The 16,059-nt window shown below is 54.7% G+C and carries 17 protein-coding genes and 1 riboswitch; of the genes, 9 read left to right on the top strand and 8 right to left on the bottom strand.

The genetic code is table 11. From position 1 onward, the window contains the following. Positions 1 to 284 precede the first annotated feature (284 nt). The 3 genes from NST96_RS20035 to NST96_RS20025 are packed head-to-tail and all read left to right on the top strand — an operon-like array spanning position 285 to position 3,797. Entirely contained in the window at positions 285 to 2,048 is a 1,764-nt protein-coding gene (locus tag NST96_RS20035; RefSeq protein ID WP_251237990.1) for an ABC transporter ATP-binding protein, read from the top strand. A 4-nt stretch (positions 2,049 to 2,052) separates the two neighbouring features. After that, positions 2,053 to 2,727, top strand: a complete 675-nt coding sequence (locus tag NST96_RS20030) for a response regulator transcription factor (protein ID WP_024982877.1) — start codon at positions 2,053 to 2,055, stop codon at positions 2,725 to 2,727. After that, on the top strand, positions 2,724 to 3,797 hold the full coding sequence (locus NST96_RS20025; protein ID WP_172920709.1) for a HAMP domain-containing sensor histidine kinase: 1,074 nt from the start codon (positions 2,724 to 2,726) through the stop codon (positions 3,795 to 3,797). Before NST96_RS20030 ends, NST96_RS20025 begins: the two co-directional genes overlap by 4 nt. A gap of 35 nt (positions 3,798 to 3,832) precedes the next feature. Here the strand turns inward: NST96_RS20025 and NST96_RS20020 are convergent, their stop codons facing one another. Further along, entirely contained in the window at positions 3,833 to 4,858 is a 1,026-nt protein-coding gene (locus NST96_RS20020) for a ThiF family adenylyltransferase (protein ID WP_024982875.1), read from the bottom strand. A 6-nt stretch (positions 4,859 to 4,864) separates the two neighbouring features. Next, positions 4,865 to 5,572, bottom strand: coding sequence for a molybdopterin converting factor subunit 1 (gene moaD, locus NST96_RS20015; RefSeq protein ID WP_003389141.1), 708 nt, complete (start codon positions 5,570 to 5,572; stop codon positions 4,865 to 4,867). Between the two features lie 202 nt (positions 5,573 to 5,774). On the opposite strand from moaD, the gene moaC reads away from it, so the two are divergent. The 3 genes from moaC to NST96_RS20000 all read left to right on the top strand — a co-directional run bounded on the left by moaC (position 5,775) and on the right by NST96_RS20000 (position 9,292). Next, complete coding sequence (moaC, locus tag NST96_RS20010) at positions 5,775 to 6,257, top strand: cyclic pyranopterin monophosphate synthase MoaC (protein ID WP_243014245.1); 483 nt, start codon at positions 5,775 to 5,777, stop codon at positions 6,255 to 6,257. Between the two features lie 7 nt (positions 6,258 to 6,264). After that, positions 6,265 to 7,605, top strand: a complete 1,341-nt coding sequence (locus NST96_RS20005) for an MFS transporter (RefSeq protein ID WP_003389145.1) — start codon at positions 6,265 to 6,267, stop codon at positions 7,603 to 7,605. A gap of 293 nt (positions 7,606 to 7,898) precedes the next feature. After that, positions 7,899 to 8,011: riboswitch (SAM riboswitch) on the top strand. 105 nt (positions 8,012 to 8,116) lie between these two features. Beyond that, positions 8,117 to 9,292, top strand: a complete 1,176-nt coding sequence (locus NST96_RS20000; protein ID WP_003389147.1) for a pyridoxal phosphate-dependent aminotransferase — start codon at positions 8,117 to 8,119, stop codon at positions 9,290 to 9,292. A gap of 334 nt (positions 9,293 to 9,626) precedes the next feature. Here the strand turns inward: NST96_RS20000 and NST96_RS19995 are convergent, their stop codons facing one another. Next, positions 9,627 to 10,010, bottom strand: a complete 384-nt coding sequence (locus NST96_RS19995; protein WP_003389149.1) for a hypothetical protein — start codon at positions 10,008 to 10,010, stop codon at positions 9,627 to 9,629. Positions 10,011 to 10,171: 161 nt separating this feature from the next. Between NST96_RS19995 and NST96_RS19990 the strand changes: the two genes are divergently transcribed. Then, entirely contained in the window at positions 10,172 to 11,371 is a 1,200-nt protein-coding gene (locus NST96_RS19990) for a PLP-dependent aminotransferase family protein (protein ID WP_342404332.1), read from the top strand. A gap of 86 nt (positions 11,372 to 11,457) precedes the next feature. On the opposite strand, the gene NST96_RS19985 is transcribed toward NST96_RS19990, so the two are convergent. Beyond that, positions 11,458 to 12,306, bottom strand: a complete 849-nt coding sequence (locus tag NST96_RS19985) for a family 1 encapsulin nanocompartment shell protein (RefSeq protein ID WP_003389152.1) — start codon at positions 12,304 to 12,306, stop codon at positions 11,458 to 11,460. Positions 12,307 to 12,359: 53 nt separating this feature from the next. Further along, positions 12,360 to 12,953: an IMEF encapsulin system ferritin-like cargo protein gene (locus tag NST96_RS19980; RefSeq protein ID WP_194247035.1), complete on the bottom strand. Its 594-nt coding sequence runs from the start codon at positions 12,951 to 12,953 to the stop codon at positions 12,360 to 12,362. A gap of 251 nt (positions 12,954 to 13,204) precedes the next feature. On the opposite strand from NST96_RS19980, the gene NST96_RS19975 reads away from it, so the two are divergent. Both NST96_RS19975 and NST96_RS19970 read left to right on the top strand, forming a co-directional pair. Then, entirely contained in the window at positions 13,205 to 13,486 is a 282-nt protein-coding gene (locus NST96_RS19975) for a DUF2325 domain-containing protein (protein WP_003389154.1), read from the top strand. A 63-nt stretch (positions 13,487 to 13,549) separates the two neighbouring features. Further along, positions 13,550 to 13,696 (top strand): hypothetical protein, encoded by a 147-nt coding sequence (locus NST96_RS19970; RefSeq protein ID WP_003389155.1) that lies wholly within the window; start codon positions 13,550 to 13,552, stop codon positions 13,694 to 13,696. Positions 13,697 to 13,776: 80 nt separating this feature from the next. Here NST96_RS19970 and NST96_RS19965 read toward each other — a convergent pair whose 3' ends face one another. The 3 genes from NST96_RS19965 to NST96_RS19955 all read right to left on the bottom strand — a co-directional run bounded on the left by NST96_RS19965 (position 13,777) and on the right by NST96_RS19955 (position 15,994). Continuing rightward, positions 13,777 to 14,136 (bottom strand): trypsin-like peptidase domain-containing protein, encoded by a 360-nt coding sequence (locus NST96_RS19965; protein ID WP_269320786.1) that lies wholly within the window; start codon positions 14,134 to 14,136, stop codon positions 13,777 to 13,779. Further along, a complete protein-coding gene (locus NST96_RS19960; protein WP_171506898.1) occupies positions 14,073 to 15,521 on the bottom strand; it encodes a recombinase family protein in 1,449 nt (482 codons plus the stop codon). The genes NST96_RS19965 and NST96_RS19960 overlap by 64 nt, the downstream gene beginning before the upstream one ends. 152 nt (positions 15,522 to 15,673) lie before the next feature. Continuing rightward, positions 15,674 to 15,994, bottom strand: coding sequence for a helix-turn-helix domain-containing protein (locus tag NST96_RS19955; RefSeq protein WP_024982871.1), 321 nt, complete (start codon positions 15,992 to 15,994; stop codon positions 15,674 to 15,676). Positions 15,995 to 16,059: the final 65 nt, after the last annotated feature.

Below are 16,059 nucleotides of genomic sequence, written 5' to 3'. Positions count from 1 at the left end.
ATACTCGATTTGTTTCCCCGCTTCTACCCCAAATTTCATCCTTTATACACAAAATCACTCGGAAAAAACACGATGCCGCTTTGACGGTAGAGCTAGGAAAAATAACCAGACTCCATGTATTATCCCGTTTACATTCCGTTTACATTCATGCGGTATCGTTTCTCCATGCATAAAACCGGATGGGAAGTGAAACGAACGGGAAAATCGCCGCATTGCCAAAGAAATGGTGCAAGGGTGTTGGGGGACTCAAGCGGAAAGCTTTAGGAGAGGAGAAATCATTATTTATGGAACAGACACATACGCAAACGAAGACAAAAACAGGAAACTGGCGCGCTTTTTACGAGCTGATCAAACAGACCAACCCGTCCAAGCTGAAGTTGGGCGTGGCCTTGTTCATGAGCATCGCCACGACGCTTGTCAGTCTGGTGATCCCGCTGTTTACGCGAAATCTTGTGGACAGCTTTACGCTCGCTTCGATCACCACCGGACAGATTGTGCTGCTGGCCGTGGCCTTCATCGCCCAGGCCATCGCAGGAGGGCTGACCATCTATCTTTTGAATCACGTGGGGCAAAGCATCGTCGCCGCTCTCCGGGACAGGCTGTGGAAAAAGCTGCTCGTCCTGCCCGTAAGCTATTATGACAACCACCGGACCGGGGAAACGATCAGCCGGATGACGAATGATACCGGAGTCGTAAAAGGGCTGATCACGGATCACCTGTCCAGCTTTTTCACCGGGATCATCTCCATCATCGGTTCGGTAGCGACGCTTCTCTACCTCGACTGGCAGATGACGCTGACGATGCTGATTGCCGTTCCGCTGTCACTGCTCATTTTGGTCCCGCTGGGGCGGCAGATGTACAAAATATCGAAGGGACTGCAAGACGAGACCGCCAGCTTCACCACCATCATGAATCAGGTGCTGTCGGAAATCCGTCTCGTCAAGGCATCCAATGCCGAGCCGCACGAGTACCAAAGCGGCAAGCGGGGAATAGAGAACCTGTTCCGTTTCGGATTAAAGGAAGGCAGAGTACAGGCGCTGATCGGTCCGCTCATTTCGTTTGTCCTGATGGTGCTTTTGGTCGTCATCATGGGATATGGAGGAATGCGCGTTTCCACGGGCGCTTTGACGGCAGGAGAGCTTGTCGCGTTTATTCTTTATCTGGTTCAAATCATCATGCCGCTCGGGCAGTTCACCCAGTTCTTTACCCAGCTGCAAAAAGCGATGGGTGCGACAGAGCGGATCATCTCCACGCTGGAAGCCGATGAAGAAGACCACGCTTCGGGACGGCCGCTGGAGGATGCGGGGCTGCCGATCCATATCGACCGGGTGACGTTTGCCTACGAAAACGGGGAGACCATTCTCGACGATGTAAGCTTTCGGGTCGAGCCGGGGAAAGTGACGGCGATCGTCGGACCGAGCGGCAGCGGGAAGACGACTTTGTTCTCCCTGATCGAAAGGTATTATCAGCCGACTGGCGGAACGATCCGGCTCGGCGACAGCCCGATCAGCGACTATACGCTGTCGTCGTGGCGGAGCAAAATCGGTTACGTGTCCCAGGAAAGCCCGTTGATAGCAGGGACCATCCGGGATAACATCTGCTACGGAATCTCGCGTCCTGTCAGCGAGCAGGAGTTGAGGCAAGCTGCTTCGATGGCATACGCCGATCAATTCATCGACGAGCTGCCGGAAGGATATGACACACAGGTCGGCGAAAGAGGCATGAAGCTGTCGGGCGGACAGCGTCAGCGCATCGGCATCGCCCGGGCGCTGCTGCGCAACCCGCAAATTCTGATGCTGGACGAAGCGACCTCCAGTCTGGACAGCAAATCCGAGATCATCGTGCAGCAGGCGCTCAACAATTTGATGAAGGGACGCACGACACTCGTCATCGCCCATCGCCTGTCTACGGTCGTAGATGCCGATCAGATTGTCTTTCTGGAAAAAGGAAGGATTACCGGAAAAGGAACGCACGAAGAGCTGCTTGAAACACATGCGATGTACCGCGAATTTGCCACGCAGCAGCTGCGAATGAAACAGGAGGTGTAGGCAAATGGCCAAACTGCTGGTTGTCGATGACGATCCGCATATTCGCGAACTGGTCAGGGTCTTTTTGCAAAACGAAGGCTTCGATATCCTGGAGGCAGCCGACGGTCAGGAAGCCTTGGCTATCATGGAGACGGACCAGGCGGATCTGGTTATCCTCGACATCATGATGCCCCGTATGGATGGATGGGAGCTATGCCGCGAGCTCAGGAAGCATTACGACATCCCGCTGCTCATGCTGACAGCCAAGGGAGAGACTGCGCAAAAAATCAAAGGCTTCGAGCTGGGAACGGACGACTACCTCGTCAAGCCGTTCGAACCGGCGGAGCTCGTTGTTCGCGTCAAGGCGCTGTTAAAGCGGTACCGGATCGCAGCCTCGCACACGGTACAGGCCGGTTCGCTGCAATTGAACCGGAAGACATTTGAAATCGGGATGGGCGGCCAAAAGCTGACGATTCCTCCCAAAGAGTTCGAGCTGCTGTTCAAGCTGGCCAGCTATCCGGGGCAGACCATCTCCCGCGAGCAGCTGATCGAGCAGATTTGGGGCTTTGACTTCGAGGGCAATGAGCGAACCGTCGATGTGCACATCAACCGACTGCGGGAACGCTTTCCCGAGTCGGAGTGCGGCTTTCAGATTCGAACCGTTCGGGGGCTCGGGTACCGACTGGAGATCAGGCCATGAGAGTTCATCCGCACAGGAAGGTGATATGGCTCAGAGTCCTTGGCGTCATCGGCTTTGTCATCTACATCAATCTTTGCTGGTCTGCTGCGTATTGGATTACGCAAGGCCTGTACCCGAAAATCGGGATCGAGCCTTCCGAGTTTGTCAGGGGACTGGTCAACTCCTTTTTGGGCTTTCTCATCTTTTTTTGCTCTATGTTTCTTCTTTCACGGCTTGTCAGGCCGCGGCATGTGGAGCTTTTCCAACTGCTGATCGACGCATTGAAACGGATCGCCAAAGGGGATTTCAGCGTCAAGCTCGATATCAAAATGGAGCACCAGTGGGGGCAGCTCGTCGAGAACATCAACCATATGGCGGAGCAGCTGAACGAAATGGAGCAGATGCGCCAGGAGTTCATCTCCAACGTCTCTCACGAAATCCAATCTCCGCTGACCTCGATCAGCGGCTTCGCCCGCGCCTTGCGAAGCGAGCATCTCACCCGCGAGGAACAGCTCCATTATCTGGATATTATTGAAACGGAAAGCAAGCGCCTGTCAAAGCTGAGCGACAATCTGCTGAAGCTCACATCGCTGGAAGCGAGGCAGCATCCGATGGAGCGGAAGCGCTACCGTCTCGACGACCAGCTTCGGAGCATCATCCTGGCATGTGAGCCGCAGTGGCTGGAGAAAGGCATCGAGCTGGACGCAGAGCTGGAAAAAGTGGAGCTCGTCGCGGACGAGGACATGATGAGCCAGGTTTGGACCAACCTGCTCGGCAACAGCATCAAATTTACTCCCCAGGGCGGTTCGATCAGCGTCCGTGCCCACAGAGTAGGGGGGGAGGTGGTCGTGCAGGTTTCCGATACCGGCATCGGCATTTCAAGGGAGGATCAGGAGCGGATATTCGAGCGGTTTTTCAAGGCGGACAGATCGCGGAATCGGGCCGTTGGGGGCAGCGGACTTGGACTTTCCATCGTAAAAAAGATTGTCGATTTGCATCAGGGAAAGATTGCCGTACAGAGCCGGCCAGGCGAAGGAACAACCTTTATCATCACATTCGCGGAGGACAAGAAAGTCCCCTCTCTTCCTTAAAAAGAAGGGGACTTTTTGCAATGCTCGCCGTGCGCTCAAGCTCCGATATACCTGGCATGGAGAGTGCGGGCCAGACTGACGTCATCCGTTCCTTGCACGAGCACCCGCCCGTCTGGAAAGACGACCAGCGTGTGCGGGTCTACGTGGAAGCGCAGGAGAAACTTGTTGCGTTCCACCTGGCCCAGCGGGGAAAGCCGTTCAGCGACCACATCCAGATCAAGCGACATATTGCCGGCAGGGGAGATTTGCACCGTATCCCGGCCGCACAGGGAGACGGCTTGGCCCTCTTGCGAATCCGGCTGCAAAAAGGAGAACTGCCGCTGGCCGCATGTCGGACAGTCATCGCGACGCCCGTTCGCCACCTTGATCTGGTGGTGGCGATTGTTCCACAAGTCGAAATGCTCCAGATTGGGGTTTAGCGCATCGGTGTCCCCGACCAGGATTTTGAGCGCTTCTGTCGCCTGATAAGAGGCCACGATGTGAATGATCGGGCCAATTACCCCGGCCGTATCGCAGGTCGCCATTTCACCCGGATTGGGCGGCTCCGGAAAGAGACACCGCAGGCAAGGCGTCACGCCCGGGCGAATGGAGGCAAACGTGCCGGTCGCGCTGACCGCTCCGCCGTACACCCAGGGAATGCCGTGTTTGACACAGACGTCGTTTACGAGATAGCGCACCTGGAAGTTGTCGGTGGCATCCAGCACGAGATCGACATCGGCGAGCAGAGACTCCGCATTGTAGGCGGTCAGGTCAGCCACGACAGGCTCGATCGCGACTTCGGAATTGATCCGCGTCAGCTTGGCGTGGGCTGCGATGGCCTTGGGCAAATGCTGCCGGGCATCGTCCTCGTCGTAGAGCATTTGCCGCTGGAGGTTGCTCGGTTCCACAAAATCGCGGTCGATGAGCCGGACAAAACCGACGCCTGCGCGAACCATGTGATTGGCGGACACCGTACCCAGCGCTCCCATGCCGACAATCGCTACACGGCTTTGCGACAGCCGCTCTTGTCCCGCGCGGCCGATAGGAGGAAACAGGATTTGACGGGAATAACGCGTATTCACGGTAGGTTAGCTCCTTTCCACGTCATCCGGAAGCGCTGTCGGGTTCCAAGGTCCTTGCTGATGGCCCTTCCACTCGCTGCCGTCCTCCCAGATTTCCTTCTTCCAGATCGGTACGATCTGCTTCAACCGCTCGATCGCGTATTCGCCAGCCTCGAAAGCCGCTTTTCGATGCGGCGTCGCTACGGCAGCGACCACCGCGATCTCCTCGATGGCAAGCTCGCCGATCCGGTGATGCATCGCCAGCTTCGTACCCGGCCACCGCTCTTCAACCTCGGACGCGATCTGCTTCATTTTTTCCACTGCCATTGGCTCGTAGGCTTCATAGGCAAGCAATACGGTACGCTGGCCGTGCGTGAACTCCCGGACGGTTCCGACAAAAGCGAGGACAGCGCCGGCATGCGGATTGGACACGAGCTTGACCAGTTTGTCAGCGCTCAGCGGTTCGGTCGTGATGGCAAAACGAGGGTCCTGACCGCCGCTCACAGGTGGCAATATGGCGATTTCGTCTCCGGCCCGGATGGCCGTATCCGGCTTGGCATACTCTTGATTGACGGAGATAAAGCAGCTGCCGAGCAGGGAGGACAGCGCAGGGTATTGGCTGGATGCGGCTTGCAGCAGGTCCTGTACGGTTGCTCCCTCCGGCAGTGTCAGTTGTATCGTTCGCTCGCCGGCCAGCTCGGCCAAACCGGCAAATAAAAGGACAGATATTTGCATGTAGCACTCCTCGTTTCCCAAGGGTTATTTATAGGAAGGAAAAGCTTCTCTCTACTTGTGACGATAACATAATTGCGCCTAACTGCCAAATCAGAGAGCGACTTCTTGCAGATTCCCGATTGATTTTCTACAGTGCTGAATGTAAGGTTAGATTATCGAAAAAGAAGGGCATTCCCAGGCGGAAAGCAAATGGGAGGAAGAAATGAACGACGAATTAACGCATTTTAACGATCAACAACGGGCCAAAATGGTGGACGTCTCCGAAAAAGAGGTAACCAAGCGGGTAGCGGTGGCTGTCAGCAAAATCGCGATGAAGCCGGAAACGCTGCTGCGCATTCGCGAGGGGCAGATTGCCAAGGGGGATGTATTGGCTGTCGCACAGGTAGCCGGAGTAATGGCTGCGAAAAAGACGTGGGAGATCATCCCGATGTGTCATCCGCTGCCGCTGACGGGCATTGACATCCGCTTTTCGTATGCGGACAAAGCGACATTGGATATCGAGGCAACCGTCAAAACGACCGGCAAGACCGGCGTGGAGATGGAGGCACTGACAGCCGCAAGCGCAGCCGCGCTCACCGTTTATGACATGTGCAAGGCCATGGACAAGGAAATGGTAATCGGGCCGACGTATCTCCAGAGCAAAACCGGCGGGAAAAGCGGAGATTTTTATCGGAGCGAGGCGTAAACATCAGATGAGTCGACTATGGAATTCCTATCCGCGCAGCATCCGGCTTCTGGCCGTTGCTGCCGTTATTCATTCTACGGGCATGGCCTGTATCTGGCCGCTGGTGACGATCTACATCCACGATTTTCTCGGGAAGCCGCTCACCGTAGCGGGTGTTCTTTTGATGCTGAATCAGGGAGCGTACCTGATCGGCAGTCTGACAGGCGGGGTTCTCTTTGACCGCTGGGGGAAAATGCGCACAGTATACGCCGCGACAGCGGGAGCGGTAGCCGTAGCTGTGGCACTGGGCTTCACAACCAGCTTTCATACGTATACGGTCTTGCTGCTTTTGAACGGATTTTTCTCCGGCATCATGTTTCCTGTGCTCAATGCCCTGATCGGCCTCTTGTGGCCTGACGGCGGCCGCAAGGGCTTGAATACGGTTTATGTGGCACTCAATATCGGGGTAGCGATCGGTTCCGCCTCGGCGGGAATGCTGGCGAGCATTTCCTTTGCCTGGACTTTCTTTGGAAATGCGGCGCTGCAGCTGGCAGTTCTGTTTCTCTTTATCTTTTTGAGCCGCACGGTCGATCTTGAGCGCGGTCAGGAAAAAGAAGGCCGGCTCGTGGCAGCGTCGGCGAAGCACACAGAGGAAGGTGAGGGGGCACAGCTGCCTGCCGCGGGATTGGCGGAGAAGGCCGGCGGATCAAAAGGGGCCGCGGCGGCAATGGCGACGGATGCCGCTCAAGCTGCCGGTCGCCCGATGGCATGGCTAGCGCTCGGTCTGTTGTCGGCAGGGTTGTTGGTCTGCTGGATTATTTACTCGCAGTGGACGACTGTGCTGTCGGCGTATATGCAGTCGCTGGGCATCACGCTCAGGGAGTACAGCCTGCTGTGGACGCTGAATGGTGCTTTGATCCTGTTCGGGCAGCCGTTTATCTCCTGGGTGATCAGGCACTTCGCCCGTACGCTGAAAGCGCAGTTGCTGTTAGGCGCCTACGTCTTTTCGCTCTCCATGCTGATCTTGTCCCAGACGACGGTGTACGCCGGTTTTTTCGTGGCCATGTTTGTCATTACACTGGGTGAAATGCTGGTGTGGCCTGCCGTCCCGACCATCGCTGCCGAGTTGTCTCCACCGGGACGTGAAGGGTTCATTCAAGGCCTCATCGGGGGCGTAGGCTCAGGAGGACGCATGGTCGGCCCGCTGATGGGCGCCGTGATCTTTGAAGCGCTCGGAGCAAATGGGATGGTCTACTTCATGGCTGCTTTGGCTTTGGTCGCTGTCGCTTGCTTTACCGTGTACACGTCCTTTGTAAAGCGTCCTGAGATGAAGGCAGCTCTGCCTGCTCCGGAGAAGCTCGGGTCATGACAAGCAATGCTTGGACGGATACTCGTAGCTGTCAGGCGAAGACCAGCAGGCTTTCAGCCGAGGCCGCTCAGGCTGTCAGTCGAGGCCCCTCAGCCTGTCAGTGAGGCTCCTCAGTTTGTCAGTTGAGGACCGCCAGGCTGACAGTTGAGGACTGCCAGGCTGTCTAACGAGGCCCTGCAGGCTGCCGGGCCAGCAACAGCAAAGCAGCCCGGGCCATGGTTCGGGATATTGTATTGACACTCCCAACCTGCTCAAGTAGTATAGTAGACATTCAAAGTAAATAGGTTGCTGTTAACTTATCCAGAGAGGTGGAGGGACTGGCCCGATGAAGCCCGGCAGCGGATCTTGCAGGATATTCTGCAGATGCTGTGCCAATTCCAGCAGGAGCGATCCTGACAGATAAGAACGTGGAGACGCACGATCCGCCCCTTTTTCTGTTCAGGAAAAGGGGCTTTTTGCATGCCTGCTTCGATGTCTGGATTATTTTTGCGAAAGAAAGGATAGAAAGCCAATGCGCATCCAACCATCTGCCATGGTGGACCGACTGCCGACGCAGTTTTTTGCCACGCTGGTAGCGAAAACAAACAAGGCCATCGCGGCCGGACATGACATTATCAATCTTGGACAGGGCAATCCCGATCTCCCGACACCGCAGCATATCGTGGAAGAGCTGAGCGAGCAGGCCAAGCGCCCTGTCCATCACAAATACCCGCCGTTCAGCGGCAGGCTGGAGCTGAAGCAGGCCGTCGCCCACTGGTACAAGGAAGAGTTCGGCGTGGAGCTGGACGCGGAGGAAGAGGTAGCCATCCTGTTTGGCAGCAAGACAGGTCTGGTTGAGATTTGTCAGGTGCTGCTGAACCCCGGGGACGTCGCTTTGGTGCCCGATCCAGGTTATCCGGATTACTGGTCCGGCGTGGCTGTAGCTGACGGCCGCATGGTCATGATGCCGCTCAAGGCTGAAAACGCGTTTCTTCCGGATTACGGCCAGTTGAAGCCGGAAGATTTGGAAAAAGCCAAGCTGATGTTCCTCAATTACCCGAACAATCCGACGGCGGTCAACGCTCCGGTGGAATTTTTTGAAGAGACCATCCGCTTTGCCCGCAAGCACGAGATCGTCGTCTGCCATGATTTCGCCTATGGTGCGATCAGCTTTGACGGCAAAAAGCCGGTCAGCTTCATGCAGGTGCCGGGGGCAAAAGAAGTAGGAGTGGAGTTTTACACCCTGTCGAAAACGTACAACATGGCCGGCTGGCGCGTCGGGGCTATGGTCGGAAACAAGGAGCTCGTACGGCTGGTCAATTTGATTCAGGACCATTACTTTGTCAGTCTCTTCGGCGCTGTGCAGATGGCGGCGGCAAAAGCGATGACCGGCTCGCAGCAATGCGTACATGATCTCGTCTCCGTCTACCAAAGCAGGCGGGATGTGCTGTTCGCCGAGCTCCACCGGATCGGTTGGCAGGCCAAGCCTTCAGAGGGCTCGTTTTTCAGCTGGCTGCCTGTTCCCGAAGGGTTTACATCGGTCGAGTTTTCCGATTTGCTGCTGGAAAAGGCTCATGTGGTGGTTGCGCCTGGCGTCGGTTTTGGACCGACGGGCGAGGGGTATGTGCGCGCGGCGCTTCTTTCCAGCGAAGAAAGGCTGGCGGAGGCAGTGCGAAGGATTGAGAAGCTGGGGCTGTTTGCTCGGTAAGCTTGTTGGCGGGCTTCGGGTTATCTTGCTCCTTGTCCAGGGGCCGCGGTGGGGAGAAGCCTGGAAACAGGCTTCTCCTGCGATTCGGGGTGGCACAACAGGCTGAATCAAGCAGGATACTCACGGATAAAGCAGGCTTGATTCGAAATGATACTCACGGATGCCAAAACATAATGACGGCAATCTTTTCAAGAAAGACAGCCTTATTTTTCGTGTATAGCGGAAGCCATACTTGCAACATAAAGCATGGCTTCCCAAGCAAAAGGCCCGGAGCTATGATCGCTCAGGGCCTTTATGATGGCTTGATGGAATCAGGTGATACCCCAGGCCAGCTTTATGGACTGGGCGGGATCGGAGGTTGCCAGTTCAAGTCTATGTACCGTGTTTCGATGGTTTGCAAAGCGAGCTTCAGCTTTTGCGGAGGCTGCTCCATTCCTTTGACAATCAGGGTTTGGACCAATACGACTCCCTTGTCTGAATTCTCCATATACGTCTTGGCAAAATCGGTCCGAACGTCGAAACGCTTGCCGTTTTCGTCATACAGATTCCAGTAAGGGAAGCTCTCCAGTTTTCCCAAGCCCTTCAACTCGATTATCCAGACGGGCTCGAATTTGCCTACAAAAACCCGTCCCACCGTACTTTTGCTTTTTCTCCTGTTTCTTACCTCTACAGCCCGGTTTACCACCAAAAGAAAAGCAGGAAACATCTGCACAAGCATCGATACCCCCAACCAAAGTAGTCGCGAGTATAATCCGACGATTTCGACCGAGCCATCGCTCGACATAGCTAAAACCTATTCCGCCGATAGATTTGTGAGATTGGACTTATGACGGCCGCAGTGATAAAACAGGTATAAGCGAAATCTAGGGGGAACCGAACATGGAATATTCATTTTCCAAAGCAACCAGCGCACTCAGCTCCTCGGCCGTGCGCGAAATCCTGAAGCTGACACAGGGCAATCAAGTATTGTCTTTGGCAGGCGGCCTGCCGGCAGAGGATTCTTTTCCAATCGAAGAAATGAGAGAAGCCTTCAATCGCGCTCTGGATCACGGAGCAAAATCGCTGCAATACGGCTTGACTGACGGGTACATTCCGCTTCGGGAATGGGTTTCGTCCCGCATGAAACAAAAGCATATGAATGTTGGCGTAGAAAACATGCTGATCACTACCGGCTCCCAGCAGGCCGTCGACTTGCTCTGCCGTGTCTATCTGGACGAAGGCGACGTCGTGCTGGTAGAAAATCCAACGTATCTCGCGGCCGTGCAACTGTTCCAATTTCGCGGCATTCGAGCTATTCCGGTGGATGGAGATGCGGAAGGCATGGATATGGAGGACCTTGCCAGAAAAATCGCACAATATCGCCCGAAGATGGCCTATGTCATTCCGACGTTTGCAAACCCGACAGGAAAGGTTTGGAGTCTGGAAAAACGCTTGGGACTGCTGAAACAATGCCGGGAAAACAACATTTTGATTCTGGAAGACGATCCGTACGGGGAAATCCAGTTCGACGGCAAGGCGCCTTATCGCAGCATTTTTTCTCTCGATGAGCATCCGGACGGATCGGCTGTCGTCTACACCAGCACCTTCTCCAAAATCGTCGCTCCGGGTCTTCGAACGGGGTGGGCGATTGGAGACAGCCAGGTGATTCAGATGATGGTAAAAGCCAAGCAGGCAATCGACTTGCAGTCCAGCACAATCGACCAATTTGCTCTGTATGAGCTGCTGTCCCGGTTTGATTTGGAAAGCCATATTCAAAAAATCCGCGACTCGTACAAAGAGCGGATGGAGTGGATGCACGAGCTGCTCTGTCGTCAAACCAGCGGCATGAAGTGGAATAAACCGAGAGGCGGAATGTTCCTCTGGGTAGAGCTGCCGGAGCATGTACACTCCGAGAAGCTGCTGGCGCAGGCTGTCAAGGAAGGCGTCGCGTTTGTTCCCGGTATCCCGTTCTACGCGGACCAGCCTCAAACGAATACGATGCGCCTCAACTATACGCTGCTGGATCGGGAACATACCGAACTGGCGATCAACCGCTTGGGCAAAGCGTTTGCGGAGTACAGCCAGCTAGTCGCTCACTAGCGATAAATGAATACGTGGATCGAATAAAACAGGGTGTCCCGAAGTCTTTGACGACGGGGGCACCCTGTTTTTTGCAGCCTCGGTTATTATTCTTCTGTTTCCTCCAACGTGCAGATCGCACTCGGCCGCTTGATGCGGAGCACGACACACTCATAGACGCGGAACAGGCTGTTCATTTGCTCGTCTCCGAGGAAGGACGTATCGAAGTCTTCCGCAATAGCCAGGTCAAGGTTGTGACGGCCGGTTGCGACCAGGACGCCGGATCGGCCCTTGATGGTCGGGGATTGGAAGACGCCGTCGGTGACCAGATTGCGGACGTGCTCGATTTCCAGTACATTCGTTCCCTTGTGTACGCGGTGCAGAAGCGAGTACAGCTCAGGGGAGACGACCAATGCGTATGGACCGCTGTGTCCCATCTTCAACAGCTTGTTGCGCGCTTCCACGATGTCGGCAAAGGCATTGCCCGACTCCATCCAGTCGCTCTTCAAGTGGGTGAGACGCCCCTTCACATTCATCAAGCCCGGCAGGTCCAGACCCGGGGAGCCGTTGAAGATCAGGTCATCCTCCATGAGAGCGCAGCCGGCTGCCGCATTCGCAGCGGCACTCATATCCAGCGGCATACCCAATGTCCGGGCTTGGGCCACATCCCGCCAGTACAGCATGAAGTCTTTGTACAGGATGGGAATGGTCAGGCTGACCCGTTTGCTGGGCTGGGTCATTTCCAGCGATTCGCCGCGCAGGTTCAATCCGCCAAAGCGGGACTCGTCGTAAATATCGTTGGTAATCGTCTGAATGCCCTCACCGAGCGGGCCGTAAATATCGAGAAAGCGGCGGCCAACCAGCTGGCGTCGCGCCATATCAACAACGGTTTCATCCAGTTGCTTCCATTCATCGTGAGTCAAAGGGGAATCGGGATATTTGCGGAGCTTGTCCATTCCACATACCTCCAAATCGTTTCTGTTTACCTGCCGGAATCTGCAAGCAAAGTTTAAAACATGCCTTTTAAGCTGCCTACAGTCAGGCCCTTTCTGCCTGTTTTGGCTGCTGGGGCGGCAGCAGTCTTGCCGGTATTGGCAACTGCCGGAGAAGAGGAGGCTTTCAGATGATCCACCTGGTGGATATCGTATCCCTCGTCATGATCGGTCAGATCAGGCCGGTGCACATCCGAGAAACGCTCGCTTAGCGCTGCCATGATTTCCTTTACGCGGAGGTAGTCCTCCTGGGTGGATTCGCGCATGCTGTTTAGGAGCTGGCGGGTTTCCTCGTCTTTGAACTCATACAAAGATAGCTCCAGATGCTCGCGAAAATTGTGCAAGCCGAACCGTTCGAGATTGATGTCGGATAAAAGGCGGGACAGTTCGCGGTCGCTGAGCTGTTCCGCTTTTTTTGCCTCGTCGAGCGAGCCTATGTAGGGAATCAGCTCCTGCAAACGGCCGAGGCGCTGTTCTTCTTCCTCCAGGATGTGGTGGTAGTAGAGTCGCGTATGCTCGTCCTGTGCAGCATCGATAATGGGCTGGATAATCTCCGCAAAGCGGTCGATATAGCCCCTGGTTCGAGAAAATATGGCGTGCAGTTGTGACATTTCTTGCACCCGACGCCACCTCCTTGCAGGTGATTTGTTTCATTATAACGTTGGAAAAATAAACCGGGCAACCTTTATCTGCATGTATCTCCTAGTTTGTGTCAGTCTGAAAAACTTATCATGGAGAGTATTGTCAAAGCTAAATGGGAATGATAATATTTATCAATAAGAGTGATATTCATTATCAATTAGAAATGAAAGCCATAGATATACACAACAAAAGTCGATAAACCAGGTTAGGAGGAAAAAACATGTCATCTATTCTCGTCATTGGCGGAGACCGCCTCGGAAATATTGTAGACTTTTTGGAGGAGCAGGGTTTTACCAATATTCATCATGTGACGGGGCGGAAAAACTCCCAGACCGGCGTAAAAATCCCTACTGGCATTCACATGATTTTGGTGCTGACGGATTTCGTCAACCACAATCTGGCCAAGACCGTAAAAAGTCAGGCAAAGGACAGGGAGCTGCCGATTCTCTTTTGCAAACGTTCCTGCTCGGCGATCGCGAAGGCTTTGGTTCAGGGAGCATAAATACATACCCCCCGCTGTGGAAAGACTACAGACTGATATGTACACCAAACGGGGGAATGAAAGGTGAAGCAAAACAAGCTTGACGAATTGCCGATTGCCAAACTGTCCGAGCAGCAGCTTCAGCATCTGCGAGCAGCGGAAGAAGAGATCACCAAAGAAGGCACAGATGTCTACCTGATCGCTTTTGAAAAACAGGCCCCGTCCCAGTGACGGGGTTTTGCTTTGAAATTGGCTCCGCCAGGCCGAGGGCTCCGACGGAACGGAGCCGGGGACTTGGCGGGACCTTTCCTCTAAAACACAAATTGATCCAACTGCTGTTTCAATGCATCGATTCCGATGGCAAATCCAAGGCATTGGCTGGACTGGATGATAAACGCGTTTAGCCCTACGACTTCTCCATTCAGATTGATCAAGGGACCTCCACTGTTGCCGGGATTGATGGCGGCATCGGTCTGGAAAATTTCGTCATACATTCGTTTGGCGACATGGAGACGGCGATTTTTTGCACTGATGATGCCCGCTGTGACGGAGTTTTCCAAACCGAGCGGTGAACCGTCTGTTCCTGTAGGAGCAAACATCTTTGCCGTTACCGGTAAAAAATGGCCCGCACTTTCACCGTACGCTGCTTCTTTTTTCCTTGGGTCGTCCAAGCCTCTGCCTCCACTCGCTCCAACAACAGCAGGGCCAAATGCCGGCGTTCTTCACGCGCAGCCTGCTGCCATATCCATTTCCAATCTGTCCATTGCCGCCAGTCGATTGCTCCGGGAGCAAAGAAAGCCTCATTTCCACCCGAAGACATCTCCTGCTCCAACCGCCTCAAGTCCTGCTGCCTTGCTGCGAGCTCCTCCAGCGTAATCACGCCTGCCTCATACGCTTTCATCCAGCGCTGCCGTTTTTTGGTAAGCTGCTTGCGATCATCGGCAGCCGCTGTAGAGGACCTGCACCTCTCCTGAACGATGCGGCGAAAGACCGAGCCCATTTCCTCTTGTGCAGAAGAAAGCTGCCCAAGCACCTCGTCCTCCAGCCGGTCTTCCCGGAGTGCAGGCGCCTGACAAATGCCGTTGGCTCTGTTTTTGCACAGGTAATAGATGTGACGATACCGCTTTCCGCCGCCTTTGCGGATATCTGCTGTTTTCCCGCGCATCTCGGCTTTGCAGCGGGCACAGTATAACAAGCCGGAAAAAACAAACGGAGAGGAAAGGACTCTCGGATGCGTTCTCTGCCGCAGCCCCATCCGTTCCTGTACCTTGAGGAACGTTTCCCGATCGACAATCGCCGGATGGGCGTCTTCAACCAGAATCCATTCGTCCCGCTTGTTCTGCTGTCCGCCAGCTTCCGCGTAGTTCCAGCGAAGCGCTCCGTAGTACACCGGATTGCGCAGCAGGCGAGTCACCGTGCTGCCGCTCCATTTTCCGCCATGCTTGCCCAAATGTCCGTCCCGATTGGCTTTCTCTGCAATCTGGCCAGGCGTATAACCGGAAAGGTATTGCTGATACATGCGGCTGACCACTTTGGCTTCCTCGGGATGGGGTATGAGCTGATGGTGATGCAGCATGTAGCCGTAGGGAGGAGGACCGCCCGGGCGTTTTCGTTCCCGCGCCATTTGCTCCATGCCCAATTTGACCCGCTCTCCGAGGTTTTCCCGCTCCCACTGGGCCAGGGCGGCTACCAGTGTGATAAACAGTCTGCCGATGGCTGTTGTCGTATCGTACACCTCTGTACAGCTTTTAAAGCGGACACCGTATTTCTCAAAATCCTGAAGCAACCGGTACAAGTCGAGAACAGACCGGGTGAGCCGATCCAGCCGGTAGACCAGGACGACATCGATGCTTCCGGAACGAATGTCGCCGAGCATTCGCTGCAGGGCCGGCCTTTTCGTATCCTTGGCGCTGAAGCCCTCGTCAGCATAGATGTTGGAAAGCGTCCAGCCCTGCGAGCTGATGTAGGCAGTCAGCCGTTCTTTCTGAGCAGCCATGGAAAACCCGTCGGAAGCCTGTTCTTCCGTACTGACGCGAATGTACACAGCTGTCCTCATGGCATCAACCTCCCGGATAACGGATTGCTAGAGTTTACAAGCAGGCCGGGTTTCCTATGCCTGGACAGCTGAAAGTTTTTGCCGGGGAAAATAAAAAGCCCGCTGCGATTCGTGACGAAAACGCAGCAGGCGAGAGGGATCTGTTGGGGAGGCTACATCCACTTTTGCCCCCATTCGTGAATGGAGTCGATCACTGGCCGAAGATCCTTCCCCTTGTCGGTCAGCTCGTACTCGATACGGACGGGTATTTCCGGATACACTTTGCGTTCCAGAATGCCCTGCTCCTCCAATTCCTTCAATCGCTCGGAAAGCATTTTATCGCTCATGTGCGGAACCATTTCCCGGATATCCTTGAATCGGACAGCCCCGCGCAACAGCACGTTGATAATCAAACCGGTCCATCTCTTACCGAGAATATTGATAGCTCCTTCGTATTTGGGGCACGTCTGTTCATTCCCAAATTCTTGACCCACGATGGTGTCACCTCTGTGGTACATCTTGTTTTCCTCTTTATTGTAGCATATCAACTTGAATAAAG

It is taken from the genome of Brevibacillus sp. FSL K6-2834 (assembly GCF_038592925.1).
Classification (GTDB): Bacteria; Bacillota; Bacilli; order Brevibacillales; family Brevibacillaceae; genus Brevibacillus; species Brevibacillus borstelensis.
This window is presented reverse-complemented; position numbering and strand designations above follow the sequence as displayed.

Excerpts from the sequence above, each read along its gene's own strand:
- NST96_RS20035 (WP_251237990.1), top strand. The coding sequence starts at position 285 with ATGGAACAGACACATACGCAAACGAAGACAAAAACAGGAAACTGGCGC.
- NST96_RS20030 (WP_024982877.1), top strand. The coding sequence starts at position 2,053 with ATGGCCAAACTGCTGGTTGTCGATGACGATCCGCATATTCGCGAACTG.
- NST96_RS20025 (WP_172920709.1), top strand. The coding sequence starts at position 2,724 with ATGAGAGTTCATCCGCACAGGAAGGTGATATGGCTCAGAGTCCTTGGC.
- moaD (WP_003389141.1), bottom strand. The coding sequence starts at position 5,572 with ATGCAAATATCTGTCCTTTTATTTGCCGGTTTGGCCGAGCTGGCCGGC.
- moaC (WP_243014245.1), top strand. The coding sequence starts at position 5,775 with ATGAACGACGAATTAACGCATTTTAACGATCAACAACGGGCCAAAATG.
- NST96_RS20005 (WP_003389145.1), top strand. The coding sequence starts at position 6,265 with ATGAGTCGACTATGGAATTCCTATCCGCGCAGCATCCGGCTTCTGGCC.
- NST96_RS20000 (WP_003389147.1), top strand. The coding sequence starts at position 8,117 with ATGCGCATCCAACCATCTGCCATGGTGGACCGACTGCCGACGCAGTTT.
- NST96_RS19995 (WP_003389149.1), bottom strand. The coding sequence starts at position 10,010 with ATGCTTGTGCAGATGTTTCCTGCTTTTCTTTTGGTGGTAAACCGGGCT.
- NST96_RS19990 (WP_342404332.1), top strand. The coding sequence starts at position 10,172 with ATGGAATATTCATTTTCCAAAGCAACCAGCGCACTCAGCTCCTCGGCC.
- NST96_RS19985 (WP_003389152.1), bottom strand. The coding sequence starts at position 12,306 with ATGGACAAGCTCCGCAAATATCCCGATTCCCCTTTGACTCACGATGAA.
- NST96_RS19980 (WP_194247035.1), bottom strand. The coding sequence starts at position 12,953 with ATGTCACAACTGCACGCCATATTTTCTCGAACCAGGGGCTATATCGAC.
- NST96_RS19975 (WP_003389154.1), top strand. The coding sequence starts at position 13,205 with ATGTCATCTATTCTCGTCATTGGCGGAGACCGCCTCGGAAATATTGTA.
- NST96_RS19960 (WP_171506898.1), bottom strand. The coding sequence starts at position 15,521 with ATGAGGACAGCTGTGTACATTCGCGTCAGTACGGAAGAACAGGCTTCC.